Source organism: Streptomyces sp. NPDC057939 (assembly GCF_042887545.1).
Classification (GTDB): Bacteria; Actinomycetota; Actinomycetes; order Streptomycetales; family Streptomycetaceae; genus Streptomyces.
This window is the reverse complement of record NZ_JBHVPG010000052.1, coordinates 39,108-56,599: the sequence shown is the minus strand read 5'-3', so window position 1 is coordinate 56,599 and position 17,492 is coordinate 39,108. Positions and strand designations below refer to the sequence as shown.

The following is a 17,492-nucleotide window of genomic DNA, read 5'->3' as shown; positions in this document are numbered from 1 at the left end:
TTCCACCCCGCCCCCCCGCCCTCACCCCGTAGGGCACCCGCGGGGGGGGGGGGGCGGCGCCCCCCGCCGCCCCGCCCCCACCCCCGGTCGCGCATTTGACTCCACAGTCAACCGCGAGGAAGCCCCGACATGACCGTGCACTCCCAGGGAGCGACGACCAGCGCTCCACAGGACGCACCACAGAAGTCCGCCGGACGGCCCAAGGTGCCCGGCACCGGTACCGGCCCCAGCCATCCGTCGCCTCGCGGGGACAGAAGGTCGCTCCCCTCGGGGTGGGCGCCGTATCTGCTCGTCCTGCCCGCGGTGCTCAGCCTCGCGACACTGCTGCTGTACCCGCTGATCAAGAACGTGATCCTGTCCTTCCAGGACATCAACAAGATCGAGTTCATCCAGCGGAAGTACCCGTTCGCGGGACTGGACAACTACACCCAGCTGCTCGGCGATTCCGACTTCTGGACCGTCGTCCTGCGCAGCTTCGGCTTCACCTTCGCCAACGTCGCGCTCATCATGGCGGTCGGCTGCCTCATCGGCATCCTGCTCAACAGGCTCGGCAAGTGGATGCGCCTGGTCCTGTCGATGGCGCTGGTGATGGCCTGGGCCATGCCGATCGTCGCGTCGGTCCAGGTCTTCAAGTGGCTCTTCGACGAGCAGTTCGGCGTCATGAACTGGGTCATGCGCTCCGCCGGCTTCTCCGGCTACGACCAGCACAACTGGTTCGAGACCGGCTTCTCCACCCTGGTGATCATCACGATCCTGGTGGTCTGGGGCTCGGTCCCCTTCGTCGCCCTCAACATGTACGCCGGTCTGACGACGGTCGGAGCCGAACTGTACGAGGCCGCCCGCATGGACGGCGCCAACGGCTGGCAGACCTTCTGGAAGGTCGTCTTCCCCCAGCTGAAGCCGTTCTTCCTGATCACCACCTTCCTTGAGGTGATCTGGGTCTTCAAGGCCTTCACCCAGGTCTACGCGATGAACAAGGGCGGCCCCGACCGCGCCTCCGAGATCCTCCCGGTCTTCGCCTACGTCGAGGGCCAGAGCCAGTTCCACTACGGCCTGGCCGCCGCGATCTCCGTCCTGACGATCCTGATCCTCATCATCGTCATGTCCTTCTACTTCCGCCTGATCCTGAAGCAGGAGGAGGAGCAGTGAGCACCACCACCGCCCCGAAGCCGGCGCCGTCCGCCCCGTCCGCGAAGCCCGCCCAGCGGCTGCGCACCGGCCGGCCGCTGCGCCCCGGAACCGTCGCCAAGAACGTGGGCGCCCTCCTGCTGGCCCTCGTCTTCGTCTTCCCGGTCTACTGGATGTTCTCCTCGGCGCTCAAGCCGTCCAGCGAGATGCTCAGCAAGGACCCCGTCTTCGTCTTCACGCCGACGCTGAAGAACTTCGACAAGGCCACCGGCGTCGACAACTTCTGGTCGTACGTCACCAACAGCCTCGTCGTCACGATCTGCGCGGTGCTGCTGGCCCTGCTCGTCGCCCTCGCCGCGAGCTTCGCCATCGCCCGCATGAAGTTCAAGGGCCGCAAGGGCCTCGTCCTCGCCGTGATGATGGCCCAGATGGCCCCCTGGGAGGTCATGGTCATCGCGATGTACATGATCGTCCGCGACGCCGAGATGCTGAACAGCATCGGCGTGCTGACCGCCATCTACTTCGTGATGGTCCTCCCCTTCACCATCTGGACCCTGCGCGGCTTCATCGCCGCCGTCCCGGTGACCCTGGAGGAGGCGGCCCAGATCGACGGCTGCACCCGCGGCCAGGCCTTCCGCAAGGTGATCTTCCCGCTGCTCGCCCCCGGTCTGATGTCGACCTCGCTCTTCGGGTTCATCACCGCCTGGAACGAGTTCGCGATGGTCCTGATCCTGAACAAGGACAAGACCGCCCAGACCCTCCCGCTGTGGCTGACCGAGTTCCAGACCGCCTTCGGCAGCGACTGGGGCGCCACCATGGCGGCGTCCTCGCTCTTCGCGGTACCGGTCCTGCTGATCTTCATCTTCCTCCAGCGCAAGGCCGTCGGCGGCATGACCGCCGGCGCCGTGAAGGGATAACGGCCGACATGACTGTCCTTGCGCACCGCACGGATACCGTGACCCGCGACGCCCTCGCGGTCCTCCAGCCCGGCTTCGAGGGCACCACCGCCCCCGCCTGGCTGCTGCGCCAGGTCTCCGAAGGCCTCACCGCCGTAGGGCTCTTCGGCCGCAACATCACCTCGGCCGGGCAGCTCTCCGCCCTCACCGCGCAGCTGCGCGCCGAGCGCGACGACGTGCTCGTCGCCATCGACGAGGAGGGCGGCGACGTCACCCGCCTGGAGGTCCGGGGCGGTTCGTCCTTCCCCGGGAACCTCGCGCTGGGCGCCGTCGACGACACCGGCCTCACCCGCGACGTGGCCCGCGAGCTGGGCCGCCGCCTCGCCGAGTGCGGGGTCAACCTCAACTGGGCGCCGTCCGCGGACGTCAACTCCAACCCGGACAACCCCGTCATCGGGGTCCGCTCCTTCGGCGCCGACACCGCCCTCGCCGCCCGGCACACCGCCGCGTACGTCGAGGGCCTCCAGGCCGCCGGGGTCGCCGCCTGCACCAAGCACTTCCCGGGCCACGGCGACACCAACGTCGACTCGCACCACGCGCTGCCCCGCATCGACGTCGACCTGGACACCCTCCAGGCCCGCGAGCTGATTCCCTTCAAGGCGGCCATCGAGGCCGGCACCAAGGCGGTCATGAGCGCGCACATCCTCGTGCCCGCCCTCGACCCGACCCGCCCGGCCACGCTCAGCCCGCAGATCCTGACCGGCCTGCTGCGCAAGGAGCTCGGCTACGAGGGCCTCATCGTCACCGACGGCATGGAGATGAACGCCATCGCGGGGACGTACGGCATCGAACGCGGCTCGGTCCTGGCCATCGCGGCCGGCGCCGACGCCATCTGCGTCGGCGGCGGGCTCGCCGACGAGGCCACCGTGCTGGGCCTGCGCGACGCGCTCGTGGCCGCCGTCCGCGAGGGCTCGCTGCCGCAGGAGCGGCTCGCCGACGCCGCCGCCCGGGTGCGCGCCCTCGCGGACTGGACCCGTCGGGCCCGGTCGGACGCGCGGCCGGAGGGGAGCGGCGCGTCCGACATCGGCCTGACGGCGGCCCGCCGGGCCGTGGTCGTCTCCGGCACCGCGACCCCGGTCACCGACCCGTACGTCGCCACGCTCACCCCCGTCCCGAACATCGCCGTGGGGGACGAGACCCCGTGGGGGGTGGCCGCGGAGCTGGCCGCGCTGGTCCCGGGCACCGGGGCGGGCGTCTACCCGAAGGGCTCCGCAGTCGGGGACGTGCTCGCGGCCGCGGGCGACCGCACCGTCGTCGCGGTGGTCCGCGACGCGCACCGGCACCCGTGGATGACCGAGGTCCTGGACGCGCTCGTCGCGGCCCGCCCGGACACCGTGGTCGTCGAGATGGGCGTACCGCTCGCCGCGCCGCGCGGGGCCCTGTACCTCGCCACGCACGGCGCCTCCCGCGTCTGCGGCCGGGCCGCCGCCGAGGTCATCGCGGGCGTGTAACGGCCGGCGGCCCCGCGCGGGTCGACGCCGTACGTGCGAAAGGGCCGGGCCCCCGAGGAGGGGAGCCCGGCCCTTTCGCCGTTCCGCCGGCCGTGCCCGGCCGCGGACGCGGTTACAGGCCCTGCCAGGCGGGCTTGTCCGCGTAGGTCTGACGGAAGTAGTCGGCCAGCTTCAGCTTCGACGCGGCGGCCTCGTCGACGACGACGGTGGCGTGCCGGTGCAGCTGGAGCGCGGAGGCCGGGACGAGGGCCGAGAGCGGGCCCTCGACGGTCTGCGCGACGGCCTCGGCCTTGCCCTCGCCGGTGGCCAGCAGGACCAGGTGACGGGCGTCGAGGATGGTGCCGATGCCCTGGGTGATGACGTGGTGCGGCACCTGGTCGATGTCGTCGTCGAAGAAGCGCGCGTTGTCGACGCGGGTCTGCTGCGTCAGCGTCTTGATCCGGGTGCGGGAGGCCAGCGAGGAGCAGGGCTCGTTGAAGCCGATGTGGCCGTCCGTCCCGATGCCCAGCAGCTGGAGGTCCACGCCGCCGGCCGCGGCGAGGGCGCGGTCGTAGGCGTCGCAGGCGCCGACGATGTCCTCGGCGGAGCCGTCGGGGCCCATGAAGGAGGCCTCGGACAGGCCGAGGGGCTCCACGACCTCGCGCAGGACGACGGCGCGGTAGGACTCGGGGTGCCCGGCCGGCAGGCCGACGTACTCGTCGAGCTGGCAGACGCGGGCCCTGGACGCGTCGACCTCGCCCGCCTTGACCTTGGCGGCGAGCGCTTCGTAGATGGGCAGCGGGGTAGAGCCGGTCGCCACGCCGAGCAGGGCGTCGGGCTTGCGACGGACCAGGGCGGCCATGGCCTCCGCGATGAGCTCGCCGCCTGCCTTGGCGTCCGGGACGATGACAACTTCCACGCGGGGCCTGCCGATCTGAGAGAAGTGCGGTCACATTGTGGTATAGACCAATCTAGCAGAGCGGGGCCGTCCGTGGCGGGCCTTCGCCCCCGATCCATGGTGGTCCCGATCGCCCGCCCCGGCCTCCCGGGGCGGCGACGCCCGCGCCCCGGCCGGGCCGACGGGGACCCGCCGGCCCGGCCGCCCTCAGACCGGCGAGAGCTGGAGCCCACCCGTGGCGTCCAGGTGCTGGCCGGTGACCCAGCGGGAGTCGGGCGAGGCGAGGAAGGCGACCACGTCCGCCACCTCGTCGGGGGTGCCGACCCGGCGGAAGACGGACCGGGAGGCCAGGTGCTCCCGGGTCCCGGGATCGGCGAGCAGGGCGGCGTTCAGGTCGGTCTCGGTGATGCCGGGGCCGACCGAGTTCACGGTGATCCCGCGCGGGGCGAGTTCGGCGGCCAGGGACACGGTCAGGGCGTTCACCGCGCCCTTGGCCATGACGGTGGCGAGGATCGCGGGCAGCGCGAGGTGGGGGGTGCCGGTGACGTTCACGATCCGACCCCCGTCCCGCAGCCGCGCCAGCCCGTGCTTGATCACGAAGAACGGAGCCCGGGCGTTGAGCGCCTGGACCTGGCGGAAGGTCTCCTCGTCCGTGTCCGCGATGCCGGCGAAGGTCGCCGCGCCGGCGTTGTTCACCAGTACGTCCACGTGCTCGGTGGCCAGCGGATGGGCCTCGTACGCAGCCCAGAGCGCCTGGGCGTCGCCCGGCACCCCGAGTTCCGCGCGGACCGGGAAGGCCGTACCCCCGGCGGCCCCGATCGCGGCGACGGTCTCCTGCGCCGCGGCCCCGTCGTGCCCGTAGTGCACCGCGACCAGGGCTCCGTCGCGGGCCAGTCGCCGCGCGACCGCCCGCCCGATCCCCCTGCTGCCGCCGGTGACCAGTGCCGTCTTCCCCTTGAGCACGCCCATGACGCGCCCCCCTTCAGCATTCGCTAGTGGTCGCTACAGAAAGGGACCGTACCAGATTCGCTAGCGACCGCTATAGAATCCGGGCATGGTGACCGGACAGCGCGGCAGGCCCCGCTCCTTCGACCGCGACGCCGCCCTCGACAAGGCCATGCTCGCCTTCTGGGAGCGCGGGTACGAGGCGACGTCCATCTCCGACCTGACCGCCTCCCTGGGCATCAGCGCGCCCAGCCTCTACGCGGCCTTCGGTGACAAGCGCAAGCTCTTCGACGAGGTCGTCGTGGTCTACGGGGGCCGGTACGGCGACTTCGCGAGCGTGGCCATGGCCGAGGAGCCCACCGCCCGGGACGCCGTGCGGCGCATCCTGTTCGAGGCCGCCGAGGTCTACACGGACCCGGCCCACCCGCCGGGCTGCATGGTGATCAGCGCGGCCGTGAACACCACCAGCGAAGAGGTGGCGGAGGCCCTGCGGCAGCGGCGCAACGCCAACCTGGTGATGTTCGAGAGCCGGATCCGCGCGGACGTCGCCGCCGGGGTGCTCCCCGCCGACACCGACGCCGGCGCGCTCGCCCGCTACGCCGGGGCCGTGATCCAGGGAATGTCCGTGCAGTCCCGTGACGGGGCGAGCCGGGAGGAACTGGAGGCGGTCGCGGCCCGGGCGATGCTGGCCTGGCCGGCGTGACCTGATCCGCGGAGAAGGGTCAACTGCGGGAATTCCTGGAATGGGGCCCGGAATTCGGCCCTGAAATTCCTCTGGGCCACGGTGCAGGACGGGACCCTCGACCCGCCCGGCACCGTAGCCCGGAGTACTTACGGCCGTCGGGTGTGCGGTTCCCGGCGGCCGGTTGGGAGGTGCCTGCGCGGTCAGGGCAGAGCGCGCGGTTACCTCTATCCGTCCTCCTGTGCGGGGAGGGCGGAAGTCTCACTCAATTGTGGACTAGACCATTCTGCTCTGTCCATCCAATGGCGGGTGTCTTCATCCCGTCACTTCCTCCAACAGTACGCGGAGCGGGCCCCTCGTGGGTACTCCTGGGTATTCGCGTGGGGAAAGTCATGGCCGTACCCGGGGTACGCTCGCCGGGTGCCCTCCATGAACGACCTCGTACGCCAGCACACCGCTCTCAGTGAAGCCGAACTGGAGTGGCTCCATCTGCTGGTCTCGGAGTGGCAGCTGCTCTCCGACCTGTCCTTCGCCGACCTCGTGCTGTGGGTGCCCACCCTCGACGGCACCCGGTACGTGTCGGTCGCCCAGATGCGCCCGAACACCGGCCCCACCTCGTACCAGGACGACATGGTCGGCCACCTGGTGCCGCGGGGCCGCCGCCCGCTCCTCGACGCCGCCCTCGACGAGGGTCGGATCGTGCGCGAAGGCGACCCGGAGTGGCGCGAGGAGGTGCCCGTCCGCGTCGAGTCGATCCCCGTGCGCCGCGAGGGCCGGGTCCTGGGCGTCATCGCCCGCAACACCAACCTGCTCACTGTGCGTACACCCAGCCGACTGGAGCTCACCTACCTCCAGTCCGCCTCCGACCTGGCCCAGATGATCGCGGCGGGCTCCTTCCCGTATCCGGGGCAGCAGGTCGACATGGACGCCTCCCCGCGCGTCGGGGACGGCCTCATCCGGCTCGACGCCGAGGGCGTGGTGACGTACGCGTCCCCGAACGCCCTCTCCGCCTATCACCGGCTCGGCCTCGCGGCCGACCTGGTGGGCCAGCACCTGGGCACCACCACCGCCGAACTCGCCCCGTCCCGGGGCCCGGTGGACGAGGCGCTGGTGAAGCTGGCCAGCGGGTGGGCGCCCCGGGAGACCGAGGTCGAGGGCACCAGCGGGGTCATCCAGCTGCGCGCCATCCCCCTCAAGCCCAAGGGCACCCGCATCGGTTCCCTCGTGCTGTGCCGCGACGTCACCGAACTGCGCCGTCGCGAACGCGAACTGATCACCAAGGACGCGACCATCCGGGAGATCCACCACCGGGTGAAGAACAACCTCCAGACGGTGGCCGCGCTCCTGCGGCTCCAGGCCCGACGGATGGATTCGGAGAACGGCCGCGAGGCGCTGAACGAGGCCGTGCGTCGCGTCGGTTCGATCGCGATCGTGCACGAGACGCTCTCTCAGAACCTCGACGAGCGGGTCGAGTTCGACGAGATCGCCGACCGCGTGATCGCGATGGTCGCGGAGATCTCCCCGGGCAAGGTGGCCTGCCGGCGCACCGGCCGCTTCGGGATCCTGGACGCGGAGGTCGCCACCCCGCTGTCGATGGTGCTGACGGAGGTGCTCCAGAACGCGCTGGAACACGCCTTCACCCAGGGGGAGGGCGGCACGGTCGAGGTGTCCGCGATCCGTTCGGGCAGCGGCCGGGCCGACGCCCGACTGTTGATCACCGTGCTCGACGACGGCTGCGGACTGCCCGAGGGGTTCGACCCCCAACGCGCCGGCAACCTCGGGCTGCAGATCGTACGGACCCTCGTGGAGGGGGAGCTCGGCGGCACCTTCGACATGCTGCGCGTCGAACCGCGCGGCACCAAGGTGGTCCTCGACGTCCCGGCCAGCCCCCAGAAGTGACCCCCCGACCCGTCACTCAACGTGACGGGAACGGAACCGGCTCGCCGGGCGCGGTGCCGGGAAAGCACTGAGCCCCGGACCAGGGGGCACCCCCAGCGGTGGCTGGGGGGAGTCCCGGTCCGGGGCTCAAGAGCACGTTGCTGAGCGCTGCTATGGGTACTACGCGCTGCGGCTCGAGGCTCGAAAGTCGATGTCAGGCGGTGGCGTTGCGCGCCCGATTGCGAGCGGCGCGGCGCTTCATCGCGCGGCGCTCGTCCTCGCTGAGACCGCCCCAGACGCCGGAGTCCTGACCGGACTCGAGCGCCCACTGCAGGCACTGCTCCATGACGGGGCAGCGGCGGCAGACGGCCTTGGCTTCCTCGATCTGCAGCAGCGCAGGACCGGTGTTGCCGATGGGGAAGAAGAGTTCCGGGTCTTCCTCACGACAAACGGCGTTGTGACGCCAGTCCATGGCTGCTCCATCTCCTTGTATTGCGGGCAGGTTGCTTGTGAATGTGAACGCTTTCACGAATCCCCCCGTGAGGGAAGGGCCGACGCCCAGTTGCCTGGTGCGGTCCGAGATTCGTGGAGGGGTTCTGGCGCTCTGTGTGGGTGCCGGGTGCTGCGGGCTGTCCCGATCGCCATGTAGAGATTCGCAAACCTCGGACGGGGATACAACCCCTTCCGGAAAGTTTTTTTGGATTCGTCGGTGTCTACTAGGTCACAGCCCTAGTTCCTAGGGGTGGACTGGCGTGTAAACGTTCGAGTGAAAGGACTTTGGGCCCTTCCACTCACACAATCACACGCAGTGCCCGGCGTACGCCTGTGAACCGAACGCTGGTGCGCAGTCCGAGGTGATCGCCGTCCATCTGGAAGGGGAGCGGAACCTTCGAATGCAAGGTGAAGTCGGTCAGATCGTGCAGAGACACCGCGTGCTTGCCGTGCGGACCGCGCTCAGGAGTCGAGGTCAGGAGCTGCGTGGCGTACCGGGCGACCGCCGGAGTTGACAAACGATTGAGCGCCAATACGTCAAGCGCGGTATCGAACGACGCCTCCGGGGAGGCGTAGAGGGGCCGGTTCCCCAGGTACGTCCAGGGGGAGGTGTTGCAGACTATCGAGAGCACCAGGTCCGTCACCGGATCCTGGCCGGGACGCTCCAGGGTGACCGTGCCGTTCCTGCGGTTCGGCTCCTCCCAGAACTGGCGCATGAGCTGTCGCATGTACAGGGCGTGCGTCGAACGCTTGCCGCGTTCGCGCTGCTGCTCGACCCGTCCCACCACGCCCGCGTCGAATCCGAAGCCCGCGCAGAACGTGAACCAGCGGGCCGGGACCGACTCGTCCTCGGTGCCGGGGGAGCCGGCGGCCAGGCCGAGGCCCACCGTCCGCTCGCGCTCCTCGCGCAGGGCGTCCAGCAGGGCGCCGGTCGCCTCGACCGCGTCGTTCGGCAGTCCCAGCGCCCGGGCGAAGACGTTCGTCGATCCGCCGGGCACCACCGCCAGCTTCGGCAGCCGGTCCGGATCGGGCCCGTCGTGCAGCAGGCCGTTGACCACCTCGTTGACCGTGCCGTCGCCGCCGAGGGCGACCACCAGGTCGAGACCCTCGTGCGCGGCCTTGCGGCCCAGGTCACGGGCGTGGCCCCGGTACTCGGTCGTCACCGCTTCCAGCTTCATCTCGCTGGCCAGCGCGTGGGTCAGGACGTCGCGCGTGCGCGCACTGGTCGTCGTCGCTGCTGGGTTGGCCACGAGGAGTGCACGCATGACCGCCAGAGTACCCACCCCTCCCCGGGCATTCCCTACCGACCGTCCCGTACCGCGCCGGCGGCACGCGGCTACCCTGCTGGGGTGAGTAAGAAGCAGAGCCGTCAGCAGAGCCGTCGGCAGACCCCGAACGCCCCCGCCGCCGCGGTCGCCGCACCCGCGGTCGCCCCTGCCGCTGCGCTGCCCCGTCGGCTCACCGCCGCCGCCGTGCTCACCGCCCTGGAGGGCCTGGCCCTGGCCGGGCTCGGCGTCTACATGCTGTTCGTCGGCATCGCCGGCGACCCCGACTCCCCGCAGCAGGCCGAGACCGGCGGGGTGACCCTGCTCGCGCTCGCCGCGCTCCCGCTCGTCGCCGCGCGGGGCCTGCGCCTGGGCCGCCGCTGGAGCCGCGGCCCGGCACTGATCACGCAGCTCATGGCGATGCCGGTGGCGTGGACCCTGTGGACCACCGGCGGCGCGATGACGGCCGCCGCCGTGGCACTGGCCCTGGCCGCCATCGCCGTGACCGTCCTGCTGGTGAACCCCACGGCCACCGAGGCGCTCGGCATCGGGCCCGGCGAACAGGCCCGATGACCCCGCCCCTCACGTAGGCCGGCGGCTACTCCTCCACGAGGAGCTTCTCCCGGAGCTGGGCCAGGGTGCGGGCCAGCAGCCGGGACACGTGCATCTGGGAGATGCCGACCTCCTGCGCGATCTGCGACTGGGTCATGTTGCCGAAGAACCGCAGCAGCAGGATCCGCTTCTCCCGCGGCGGCAGTCCCTCCAGGAGCGGCTTGAGGGACTCGCGGTACTCGACGCCCTCCAGCGCCTCGTCCTCCGAGCCCAGGGTGTCCGCGACGGCCGGGGACTCGTCGTCCGTGTCCGGCACGTCCAGGGAGAGCGTGCTGTAGGCATTGGCCGATTCCAGCCCCTCCAGCACCTCCTCCTCGGAGATCCCGAGCCGTTCGGCCAGTTCGTGCACCGTCGGCGAGCGGCCGTGCTGCTGCGACAGCTCGGCCGTGGCCGTGGTCAGCGACAGCCGCAGCTCCTGGAGGCGGCGGGGGACCCGTACCGCCCAGCCCTTGTCGCGGAAGTGCCGCTTGATCTCGCCGACCACGGTGGGCGTGGCGTACGTCGAGAACTCGACCCCGCGGTCCGGGTCGAACCGGTCCACCGACTTGATCAGGCCGATCGTCGCGACCTGCGTCAGGTCGTCCAGCGGCTCGCCGCGGTTGCGGAACCGCCGAGCCAGGTGCTCGACGAGCGGCAGGTGCATCCGGACCAGCCGGTTGCGCAGTTCCGCGCGCTCCGGTGAGCCCTCGGGCAGCTCGCGCAGCTCGAAGAACAGGGCCCGCGCACCGCTGCGGTCCCGCGGATCCGGCAGCGCCACGGGCGCGGCCGGCACCGCCGGGGCCGTGGCAGCGGCCTCCGGTGGCTGTGGTTGGTCGTGCTGGTTCTCGCTCATAGGGCCCGCCCGTCGCTCCGCCGAGTCCAAAAAGCCGTCTTCCGCATCCGCGTCAGCCGGGTGCGGCCGGGCGTGCTGCTGTTCCGGAATGCCGCCGTCGACCTCGTGCCGTACCCGGGGCCGATCCCCGCCCCGCACCGGGATCTCCCCGCCGCTCACACCGGGCCTGGCCCCGCGCCGCGCTGTTTGTAGAGACTGATGCTCACCGTCCGGTTCTCCTCGACCGTCGCCTCGACCTTGCCGGCCAATGCCGACAGGACCGTCCACGCGAACGTGTCGCGCTCCGGCGCGCGGCCGTCGGTGGTCGGCGCCGAGACGGTCACCTCCAGCGAATCGTCCACCAGCCGGAAGACGCAACTGAGGACGGAGCCGGGCACGGCCTGCTGGAGCAGGATCGCGCAGGCCTCGTCCACCGCGATGCGGAGGTCCTCGATCTCGTCGAGAGTGAAGTCCAAACGGGCTGCGAGACCGGCCGTGGCCGTTCGCAGCACGGACAGGTAGGCACCCGCAGCGGGCAGCCGGACTTCCACGAAGTCCTGGGTCCCGGGCTCGCCTGCGATCTGGGACACCCTCACCTCCAAGGTGGTACGAGCTCTGTTCGCCGGTGACGCTATCGCGATCCGGGTGATCGTGTCGCGGCACCCCTCACAGCGCCCCTTTCGGGGCGCCCGGGCCGACCTGCCGTGCGTCCAGTGACTGATGGTAAGCCCATGGGTACGCACAGTGGCTAGAGGTCTGCGGGCCCAATTCGGGGGAACCGGCGGAGGGTTGACCTACCCCGGTTCAGACGATCGAACCGTCGACGAAGCACCATCGCCAGGTCTCCCCCGGCTCGAAGCTCCGCATCACCGGATGGCCGGTCTCCTGGTGGTGCGCGGTGGCGTGCCGGTGGGGGGAGGAGTCGCAGCAGGCCACGTACCCGCACCCGAGGCACATCCGCAACTGCACCGGATGGCTCCCGAGTGCCAGACATTCCGGGCAGGTCATCGCATGTGGGACGGGCTCGGGGCGCGGCAGTTCTGCAACGTGGGTGCACTCGCTCATGATGGCCAGCGTACGACCAGGCTGCGTGTGCACGACGCGATGAGGGTGGATCGTCATGGAGGTATTGCCGCTGGTGGCGCTGGTGGCGGGCAGCGCCGCGGTGGCGGGCCTGGCCCGCCGCACGCCGGTGCCCGCGCCGCTGCTGCTCGTCGCGGTCGGGCTGATCGCGGCGTACGTCCCGGGCGTGCCGCCGTACGTCCTCGACCCGCACATCGTGCTGCCGCTGCTGTTGCCGCCGCTGCTGCACACGGCCGCGGTGGACAGCTCGTACCTCGACCTGCGGGCCAACGTCCGGCCGATCGCGCTGCTGTCGGTCGGCTACGTGCTCTTCGCGACGCTGGCCGTCGGCTACGCGGCGTACCTGCTGGTGCCGGGGCTCTCGCTGCCCGTGGCGCTGGTGCTGGGCGCGGTGATCGCCCCGCCGGACGCGGTGGCGGCGACCGCGATCGCCCGCAAGCTGGGCCTGCCGAACCGGATCACGACCATCCTGCAGGGCGAGTCCCTGGTCAACGACGCCACGGCGATCACCGCCTACAAGGTGGCGCTCGCCGCGGCCGTCGGGGTCGGCGCGGGCTGGGCCGGGGGGATCGCGGAGTTCCTGCTCGCCTCCGTCGGCGGGGTCGGCGTGGGCCTGCTGCTGATGGTGCCGATCCACCAGCTGCGCAAGCGGCTGAAGGAACCCCTGCTCCAGAACACCCTGTCGCTGCTGATCCCGTTCGTGGCGTACGCGGCGGCCGAACGGGTGCACGCCTCGGGAGTGCTGGCGGTCGTCGTCGTCGCCCTCTACCTCGGGCACCGGAACTGGCAGGTCGACTTCGCCACCCGGCTCCAGGAGGAGGCGGTGTGGAAGATGGTCTCCTTCGTCCTGGAGTCCGTGGTCTTCGCGCTGATCGGACTCCAGCTGCCGGTGGTCCTCAAGGGCCTGGGGGAGTACGAGCCCTCCGCCGTGGTCGGGTACGCGGTCGCCGTGTTCCTCGCCGTGGTGGCGGCCCGCTTCCTGTGGGTGTTCCCCGCGACGTTCCTCCCGCGGTGGCTCTCCGAACGCATCCGGGACCGGGAACCGGAGACCAACTGGAAGGCCCCGGTGATCGTGGGCTGGGCCGGCATGCGTGGCGTGGTGTCGCTGGCGATCGCGTTCTCGGTGCCGCTGGACGTCCCGCACCGCAACCTCATCCTCTTCCTCACCTTCACGACCGTCATCGGGACCCTGGTCGTCCAGGGCCTGACGCTGCCGCCGCTGATCAAGCTGCTGAAACTGCCGCCCCGCGACGTCCGGGCCGAGACGCTCGCCGAGGCGCAGGCGCAGAGCGAGGCCTCGCGGGCCGCCGAGGACCGGCTGGCGGAACTGCTGGAGGACTCGGAGCACAACGCGCTGCCGCCGCCCCTCGTGGAACGGCTGCGCACGGTGTTGGAGCGCCGCCGCAACGCGGTGTGGGAGCGGCTGGGCGAGGTCAACGCACGGACGGGGGAGTCGGCCGACGACGTCTACCGCAGGTTGGCGCGGGAGATGATCGCGTCCGAGCGGGAGGTGTTCGTGGCCCTGCGCGACGCCCGCCGGATCGACGACGAGATGCTGCGCGCGCTGCTGCGCCGGCTGGACCTGGAGGAGGCGGCGGCCTACCGGGAGGAGTCCGCCTGATCGCCGCTGCCGCCGGTACGGCCCCACCGGCGGCGGCAGCGGCGGCGGTTCACGGCCGGCCGGTGATGACGGCGGCCAGGGTGGTGCCCCGGGGGAAGGCGCCCGACCCGGCGAGGGCGACGAGCGCCCACAGCAGCTTGGCCACGTAGATCCGCTCGACGGGGAACCCGTGCCGCTCGCCGAAGTCGGCGGCGAAGGCCTCCAGGGCGGCCGGGACGCGGGCGTAGCCGCCGTGGTCGAATCCCTCGGCCAGGCTCCAGTCGCCGACCGGCCCGCCGAAGGCGGCCTCCTGGAGGGAACGTATCCCCGCCCCCAGGAAACCGCCCGCGAGGACCGGTACGCCGAGGGCCCGCGCGTCCGGGCCGAGGCCGGCGGCCAGGCCGGCGAGGGTGCCGCCCGTGCCGCAGGCCACCGCCACCACGTCGGCCTGGCCGCGCAGCTCGCGGCCCAGTCCGGCGCACCCCCGCAGGGCGAGGGCGTTGCTGCCGCCCTCGGGGACGACGTACGCGCCGGAGGCGCCGGCCCCGGCCAGCAGCCGGTCCCGGGTCCCGGGCTCCGCCTTGCGGCGGTAGTCGGACCGGGTCACGAAGCACAACCGCATGCCGTCCGCCGCGCACCGGGCGAGGGAGTCGTTGAGGGGCCGACCGGCGAGTTCGTCCCCGCGCACGATGCCGGTGGTGCGCAGGCCGAGCAGCCGGCCGGCCGCCGCGGTGGCCAGCAGGTGGTTGGAGTAGGCGCCGCCGAAGGTGACGAGCTCCTCGTGCCCGGCCTCCAGGGCGGCCCGGAGGTTGGGCGCGAGCTTGCGCCACTTGTTGCCGGGCAGCTCCGGGTGCACGAGGTCGTCCCGCTTGAGCAGCAGTCGGACCCCGTGCGCGGTGAACCGCTCGTCGGCCGCCTCGACCAGCGGGGACGGCGGACGGGGACACAGTTCGGGGTGGCTCACCCCTTCATTGTCGGCCCGGGCGGGGCGCGGGGCGGCCGGTCACTTGAGGCGTTCGGCCACGCGGGCCCTCATCGAGGCCATCGTGAAGCCCCTGGGGTCGACCTTGCCCGGCTGCCATTCGAGGTGGCCGATGACCGACGGGGCGGTCCAGCCGTGCACCCGGCACAGGGCGGCGGCCGCGCGGGCGATGGCGTCGAGCTGTACCGCGGGCCAGGGGTCCTTGCCGTCGCCGAGGTTCTCGCACTCGAAGCCGTAGAAGTGGCGGTTGCCGTCGGTGTCCGCGCTGTGGTCGGGGGGCAGTCGCTTCTCGGCGATGACCGCGGCGAGGACGTCGGAGTCGCCGGAGCCGGCGTGGTTGGTCCGGCCGTGGCCGACCAGGTGGACCCGTCCGTCCTTGGCGATCACCCCGTGACAGAGCGGGCCGGGCAGGTCCGCGTGTCCGTCCCGGCAGAGGGCGACGGTGTACGGGGTGCCGCGCGTGACGGTGTGGTGGATCATCACGCCGTGCACGGGACCCCAGGGGCCCTTGTGGTTGCGGTTGTGGGTGCGCCAGGAGCCGACCTCGACGACGGTCAGGCCTTCGTTCCGGAGTGCGTTGATGAAACGGTCCGCGGACATGGGTGCGGCCATGGCCGCCTCCTTTGCGGTGCGTGAGAGACACACTGCGTGTGCGCCTCGTTACGTTCCGGTGTAGTGGAGGCGACCCTTCCGGGGCTAGGGCGTTCGTACGGTGAGCGAGCGGATCCGGCCGGCGGTCAGGCCGACGCCAGCCACAGGTCCGGGCCGAACACCTCGTAGTGGATGTCCGACGCCGGCACGCCCTTGGCGATCAGCTGGCCGCGCACCGCCCGCATGAAGGGCAGTGGTCCGCACAGGTAGGCGGTGGTGCCGGGGGCGACCGGGACGTCCGTCAGGTCGACGAGGCCGGTGGCGTCGCCCGGCTCGGCGGCCTCCTCGTACCAGAAGCGGGCCGAGGCGTCGGCGAGCTTGTGGGTGAGGGCCCGGTGGTCGGCGCCCAGGGCGTGGTCGGCGGGGGAGCGGTCTGCGTGCACGACGGTGACGGGGGCGGTGTGCCCGGTTTCGGCCAGGTGCTCCAGCATCGACAGCATAGGGGTGCAGCCGATGCCGGCCGAGGCGAGCAGCACCGGCGCGGAGCCGTCCCGCAGGACCAGGTCCCCGTACGGGGCGGAGACGCGGAGCCGGTCGCCCGTGCGGATCCGGGCATGCAGGTGGTTCGAGACCTCGCCGTCGGGGCCGCCGGCGGCCGGGCCGTGCACGCGCTTGACGGTGATCGCGCGGACCGGCGAGCCGGGGGCCCGGGAGAGGCTGTACTGGCGGATCTGACGGGCCCCGTCGGGGAGTTCGACCTGGACGGAGACGTACTGACCGGGCCGGAAGTCGGGTGCGGGGGCGCCGTCGGCGGGGGTCAGGTGGAAGGTGGTGCAGTCCGCCGTCTCCTCGACCCGCGCGGCCACGGTCCACTCCCGCCACACGTCCCCGGCGAGGACCCGCTGCTCGGCGTAGAGGCGCTCCTCGATGGCGACGAGGGCGTTCGCCATCAGCCAGTAGACCTCGTCCCAGGCCTCGGCGACCTCGGGGGTGACGGCTTCGCCGAGGATCTCGACGATCGCGGCGAAGAGGTGGGTGTGCACGACCGGGTACTGCTCGCGGGTGACGCCCAGCGAGGCGTGCTTGTGCGCGATGCGGCCGAGCATCACGTCGGGGCGGGTGCCGGGGTTCTCGACGAGGTGGGTGGCGAAGGCGGCGATGGAGCCCGCCAGTGCCTGCTTCTGGAGGCCCGCGTTCTGGTTGCCGCGGTTGAACAGGTCGCGGAGCAGTTCCGGGTGGGCCGTGAACAGCTTGCTGTAGAAGAGCTCCGTGATGTCGCCGATCGCCGCCCCGACGGCGGGCAGGGTGGCGCGTACGGTCGCGGTCGACTTCTCGGACAGCATGGGGGCTCCTCGCCTAATTGGTATGTGACATGCGTATTAAAGGGCCGAAAAAAGGGCCCGTCGCGGTGCGGACATTCGTTCGAGATCCCCTCGGATCCCAGCGTAGGCGGGCCGAACGGCGGACCGAACCGGCCATCCGGCCCGTGGTGGCGGGCCTTTCGGCCCCCGCCTCAGCCCGGGCCGGACGGCCCGGCGCCGGATCCGCCCGAGAGGCTCAGGAGCAGCGGGCCCGTCGGGCTCGCCACCAGGTCGTTCACCGTGAGCGGGTCCAGTGCGGCGAAGAACGCCTCCTGGGCCCGGCGCAGCGCGCCGCGCAGGACGCAGGCGCCGCGCAGCGGACAGGGAGTGGCGCCGTCGCAGTCCACGACGTCGCCGGCGCCCTCCAGTTCGCGCACCACGCCGCCGATGGAGGCGGCGCGTCCGGAAGGCGTGAGCGTCAGCCCGCCGCCCCGGCCCCGGCGCGCCTCGACCAGCCCCAGGTGTTGGAGCCGGGCGACCACCTTGGCGGTGTGGGTGTACGGAACCTCCATGGTCGCCGCCACTTCCCGGGTGGTGGGGAGGTCCGTCTCCTCGACGGCCAGGCGCATGAGGACGCGCAGCGCCAGGTCGGTGAATCGCGTCAGCCGCATGCCCACAGCGTAGAAACCTTGCATCCTGGATGCAAGTTAAAGCGGGGTTCGCGCTCGATCGGAGCGGGCGGTGTGCACGGTATGGCCGGAAACAGCCGTCGGAGTCGACCCCTCCGGCCGGGTCGGACCGCAGAGCATGCCCACACCCACACGGAGTAGTCCCACCC

The 17,492-nt window shown here is 71.7% G+C and carries 18 protein-coding genes; 7 read left to right on the top strand and 11 right to left on the bottom strand.

Annotation, left to right across the window (positions count from 1 at the left end):
- Positions 1 to 129: 129 nt before the first annotated feature.
- From ACFVS6_RS35365 to ACFVS6_RS35355, 3 genes are read left to right on the top strand one after another with little or no spacing between them, the layout of a single operon-like run.
- On the top strand, positions 130 to 1,149 hold the full coding sequence (locus ACFVS6_RS35365) for a carbohydrate ABC transporter permease (RefSeq protein WP_389710555.1): 1,020 nt from the start codon (positions 130 to 132) through the stop codon (positions 1,147 to 1,149).
- A 59-nt stretch (positions 1,150 to 1,208) separates the two neighbouring features.
- Positions 1,209 to 2,045 (top strand): carbohydrate ABC transporter permease, encoded by an 837-nt coding sequence (locus tag ACFVS6_RS35360; protein ID WP_389710568.1) that lies wholly within the window; start codon positions 1,209 to 1,211, stop codon positions 2,043 to 2,045.
- Between the two features lie 8 nt (positions 2,046 to 2,053).
- On the top strand, positions 2,054 to 3,535 hold the full coding sequence (locus ACFVS6_RS35355; protein ID WP_389710553.1) for a glycoside hydrolase family 3 protein: 1,482 nt from the start codon (positions 2,054 to 2,056) through the stop codon (positions 3,533 to 3,535).
- Positions 3,536 to 3,647: 112 nt separating this feature from the next.
- Here the strand turns inward: ACFVS6_RS35355 and nagB are convergent, their stop codons facing one another.
- Positions 3,648 to 4,433, bottom strand: coding sequence for a glucosamine-6-phosphate deaminase (nagB, locus tag ACFVS6_RS35350; protein ID WP_389710551.1), 786 nt, complete (start codon positions 4,431 to 4,433; stop codon positions 3,648 to 3,650).
- A 186-nt stretch (positions 4,434 to 4,619) separates the two neighbouring features.
- Entirely contained in the window at positions 4,620 to 5,381 is a 762-nt protein-coding gene (locus tag ACFVS6_RS35345) for an SDR family NAD(P)-dependent oxidoreductase (RefSeq protein ID WP_389710549.1), read from the bottom strand.
- Between the two features lie 85 nt (positions 5,382 to 5,466).
- On the opposite strand from ACFVS6_RS35345, the gene ACFVS6_RS35340 reads away from it, so the two are divergent.
- Together ACFVS6_RS35340 and ACFVS6_RS35335 are read left to right on the top strand one after the other, a co-directional pair.
- A complete protein-coding gene (locus ACFVS6_RS35340) occupies positions 5,467 to 6,060 on the top strand; it encodes a TetR/AcrR family transcriptional regulator (protein ID WP_389710547.1) in 594 nt (197 codons plus the stop codon).
- 408 nt (positions 6,061 to 6,468) lie between these two features.
- Positions 6,469 to 7,938 (top strand): sensor histidine kinase, encoded by a 1,470-nt coding sequence (locus tag ACFVS6_RS35335; protein ID WP_389710566.1) that lies wholly within the window; start codon positions 6,469 to 6,471, stop codon positions 7,936 to 7,938.
- A gap of 193 nt (positions 7,939 to 8,131) precedes the next feature.
- Here ACFVS6_RS35335 and ACFVS6_RS35330 read toward each other — a convergent pair whose 3' ends face one another.
- Both ACFVS6_RS35330 and ACFVS6_RS35325 read right to left on the bottom strand, forming a co-directional pair.
- Positions 8,132 to 8,389, bottom strand: coding sequence for a WhiB family transcriptional regulator (locus tag ACFVS6_RS35330; RefSeq protein ID WP_004937597.1), 258 nt, complete (start codon positions 8,387 to 8,389; stop codon positions 8,132 to 8,134).
- Between the two features lie 319 nt (positions 8,390 to 8,708).
- Positions 8,709 to 9,674 (bottom strand): diacylglycerol/lipid kinase family protein, encoded by a 966-nt coding sequence (locus ACFVS6_RS35325; protein ID WP_389710545.1) that lies wholly within the window; start codon positions 9,672 to 9,674, stop codon positions 8,709 to 8,711.
- Between the two features lie 84 nt (positions 9,675 to 9,758).
- Between ACFVS6_RS35325 and ACFVS6_RS35320 the strand changes: the two genes are divergently transcribed.
- Positions 9,759 to 10,247: a hypothetical protein gene (locus ACFVS6_RS35320; protein ID WP_389710543.1), complete on the top strand. Its 489-nt coding sequence runs from the start codon at positions 9,759 to 9,761 to the stop codon at positions 10,245 to 10,247.
- 25 nt (positions 10,248 to 10,272) lie between these two features.
- Here ACFVS6_RS35320 and ACFVS6_RS35315 read toward each other — a convergent pair whose 3' ends face one another.
- The 3 genes from ACFVS6_RS35315 to ACFVS6_RS35305 form a co-directional block, all read right to left on the bottom strand.
- The gene (locus tag ACFVS6_RS35315; protein WP_281208121.1) at positions 10,273 to 11,262 is read right to left on the bottom strand and encodes an RNA polymerase sigma factor SigF; all 990 of its coding nucleotides are present in this window, start codon (positions 11,260 to 11,262) and stop codon (positions 10,273 to 10,275) included.
- An 11-nt stretch (positions 11,263 to 11,273) separates the two neighbouring features.
- Positions 11,274 to 11,687 (bottom strand): anti-sigma regulatory factor, encoded by a 414-nt coding sequence (locus ACFVS6_RS35310; RefSeq protein ID WP_281208104.1) that lies wholly within the window; start codon positions 11,685 to 11,687, stop codon positions 11,274 to 11,276.
- A gap of 214 nt (positions 11,688 to 11,901) precedes the next feature.
- A complete protein-coding gene (locus tag ACFVS6_RS35305; protein ID WP_389710541.1) occupies positions 11,902 to 12,162 on the bottom strand; it encodes a UBP-type zinc finger domain-containing protein in 261 nt (86 codons plus the stop codon).
- Between the two features lie 55 nt (positions 12,163 to 12,217).
- Between ACFVS6_RS35305 and ACFVS6_RS35300 the strand changes: the two genes are divergently transcribed.
- Positions 12,218 to 13,801 (top strand): Na+/H+ antiporter, encoded by a 1,584-nt coding sequence (locus ACFVS6_RS35300; protein ID WP_389710539.1) that lies wholly within the window; start codon positions 12,218 to 12,220, stop codon positions 13,799 to 13,801.
- A gap of 49 nt (positions 13,802 to 13,850) precedes the next feature.
- Here ACFVS6_RS35300 and ACFVS6_RS35295 read toward each other — a convergent pair whose 3' ends face one another.
- The 4 genes from ACFVS6_RS35295 to ACFVS6_RS35280 form a co-directional block, all read right to left on the bottom strand.
- Positions 13,851 to 14,744 carry a 1-aminocyclopropane-1-carboxylate deaminase/D-cysteine desulfhydrase gene (locus ACFVS6_RS35295; protein ID WP_389710537.1) on the bottom strand — a complete coding sequence of 298 codons (894 nt, stop codon included), beginning with the start codon at positions 14,742 to 14,744 and terminating at the stop codon, positions 13,851 to 13,853.
- Between the two features lie 39 nt (positions 14,745 to 14,783).
- Positions 14,784 to 15,374 (bottom strand): N-acetylmuramoyl-L-alanine amidase, encoded by a 591-nt coding sequence (locus ACFVS6_RS35290; protein ID WP_389710535.1) that lies wholly within the window; start codon positions 15,372 to 15,374, stop codon positions 14,784 to 14,786.
- Between the two features lie 125 nt (positions 15,375 to 15,499).
- Positions 15,500 to 16,696 carry a globin domain-containing protein gene (locus ACFVS6_RS35285; protein WP_389710533.1) on the bottom strand — a complete coding sequence of 399 codons (1,197 nt, stop codon included), beginning with the start codon at positions 16,694 to 16,696 and terminating at the stop codon, positions 15,500 to 15,502.
- A gap of 170 nt (positions 16,697 to 16,866) precedes the next feature.
- Positions 16,867 to 17,325 carry an RrF2 family transcriptional regulator gene (locus tag ACFVS6_RS35280; protein WP_389710531.1) on the bottom strand — a complete coding sequence of 153 codons (459 nt, stop codon included), beginning with the start codon at positions 17,323 to 17,325 and terminating at the stop codon, positions 16,867 to 16,869.
- Positions 17,326 to 17,492: the final 167 nt, after the last annotated feature.

What these genes read in the sequence shown, in the direction of transcription:
- ACFVS6_RS35365 (WP_389710555.1), top strand. Translation starts at nt 130, where the DNA reads ATGACCGTGCACTCCCAGGGAGCGACGACCAGCGCTCCACAGGACGCA.
- ACFVS6_RS35355 (WP_389710553.1), top strand. Translation starts at nt 2,054, where the DNA reads ATGACTGTCCTTGCGCACCGCACGGATACCGTGACCCGCGACGCCCTC.
- ACFVS6_RS35345 (WP_389710549.1), bottom strand. Translation starts at nt 5,381, where the DNA reads ATGGGCGTGCTCAAGGGGAAGACGGCACTGGTCACCGGCGGCAGCAGG.
- ACFVS6_RS35340 (WP_389710547.1), top strand. Translation starts at nt 5,467, where the DNA reads ATGGTGACCGGACAGCGCGGCAGGCCCCGCTCCTTCGACCGCGACGCC.
- ACFVS6_RS35335 (WP_389710566.1), top strand. Translation starts at nt 6,469, where the DNA reads ATGAACGACCTCGTACGCCAGCACACCGCTCTCAGTGAAGCCGAACTG.
- ACFVS6_RS35330 (WP_004937597.1), bottom strand. Translation starts at nt 8,389, where the DNA reads ATGGACTGGCGTCACAACGCCGTTTGTCGTGAGGAAGACCCGGAACTC.
- ACFVS6_RS35325 (WP_389710545.1), bottom strand. Translation starts at nt 9,674, where the DNA reads ATGCGTGCACTCCTCGTGGCCAACCCAGCAGCGACGACGACCAGTGCG.
- ACFVS6_RS35305 (WP_389710541.1), bottom strand. Translation starts at nt 12,162, where the DNA reads ATGAGCGAGTGCACCCACGTTGCAGAACTGCCGCGCCCCGAGCCCGTC.
- ACFVS6_RS35300 (WP_389710539.1), top strand. Translation starts at nt 12,218, where the DNA reads ATGGAGGTATTGCCGCTGGTGGCGCTGGTGGCGGGCAGCGCCGCGGTG.
- ACFVS6_RS35290 (WP_389710535.1), bottom strand. Translation starts at nt 15,374, where the DNA reads ATGGCCGCACCCATGTCCGCGGACCGTTTCATCAACGCACTCCGGAAC.
- ACFVS6_RS35285 (WP_389710533.1), bottom strand. Translation starts at nt 16,696, where the DNA reads ATGCTGTCCGAGAAGTCGACCGCGACCGTACGCGCCACCCTGCCCGCC.
- ACFVS6_RS35280 (WP_389710531.1), bottom strand. Translation starts at nt 17,325, where the DNA reads ATGCGGCTGACGCGATTCACCGACCTGGCGCTGCGCGTCCTCATGCGC.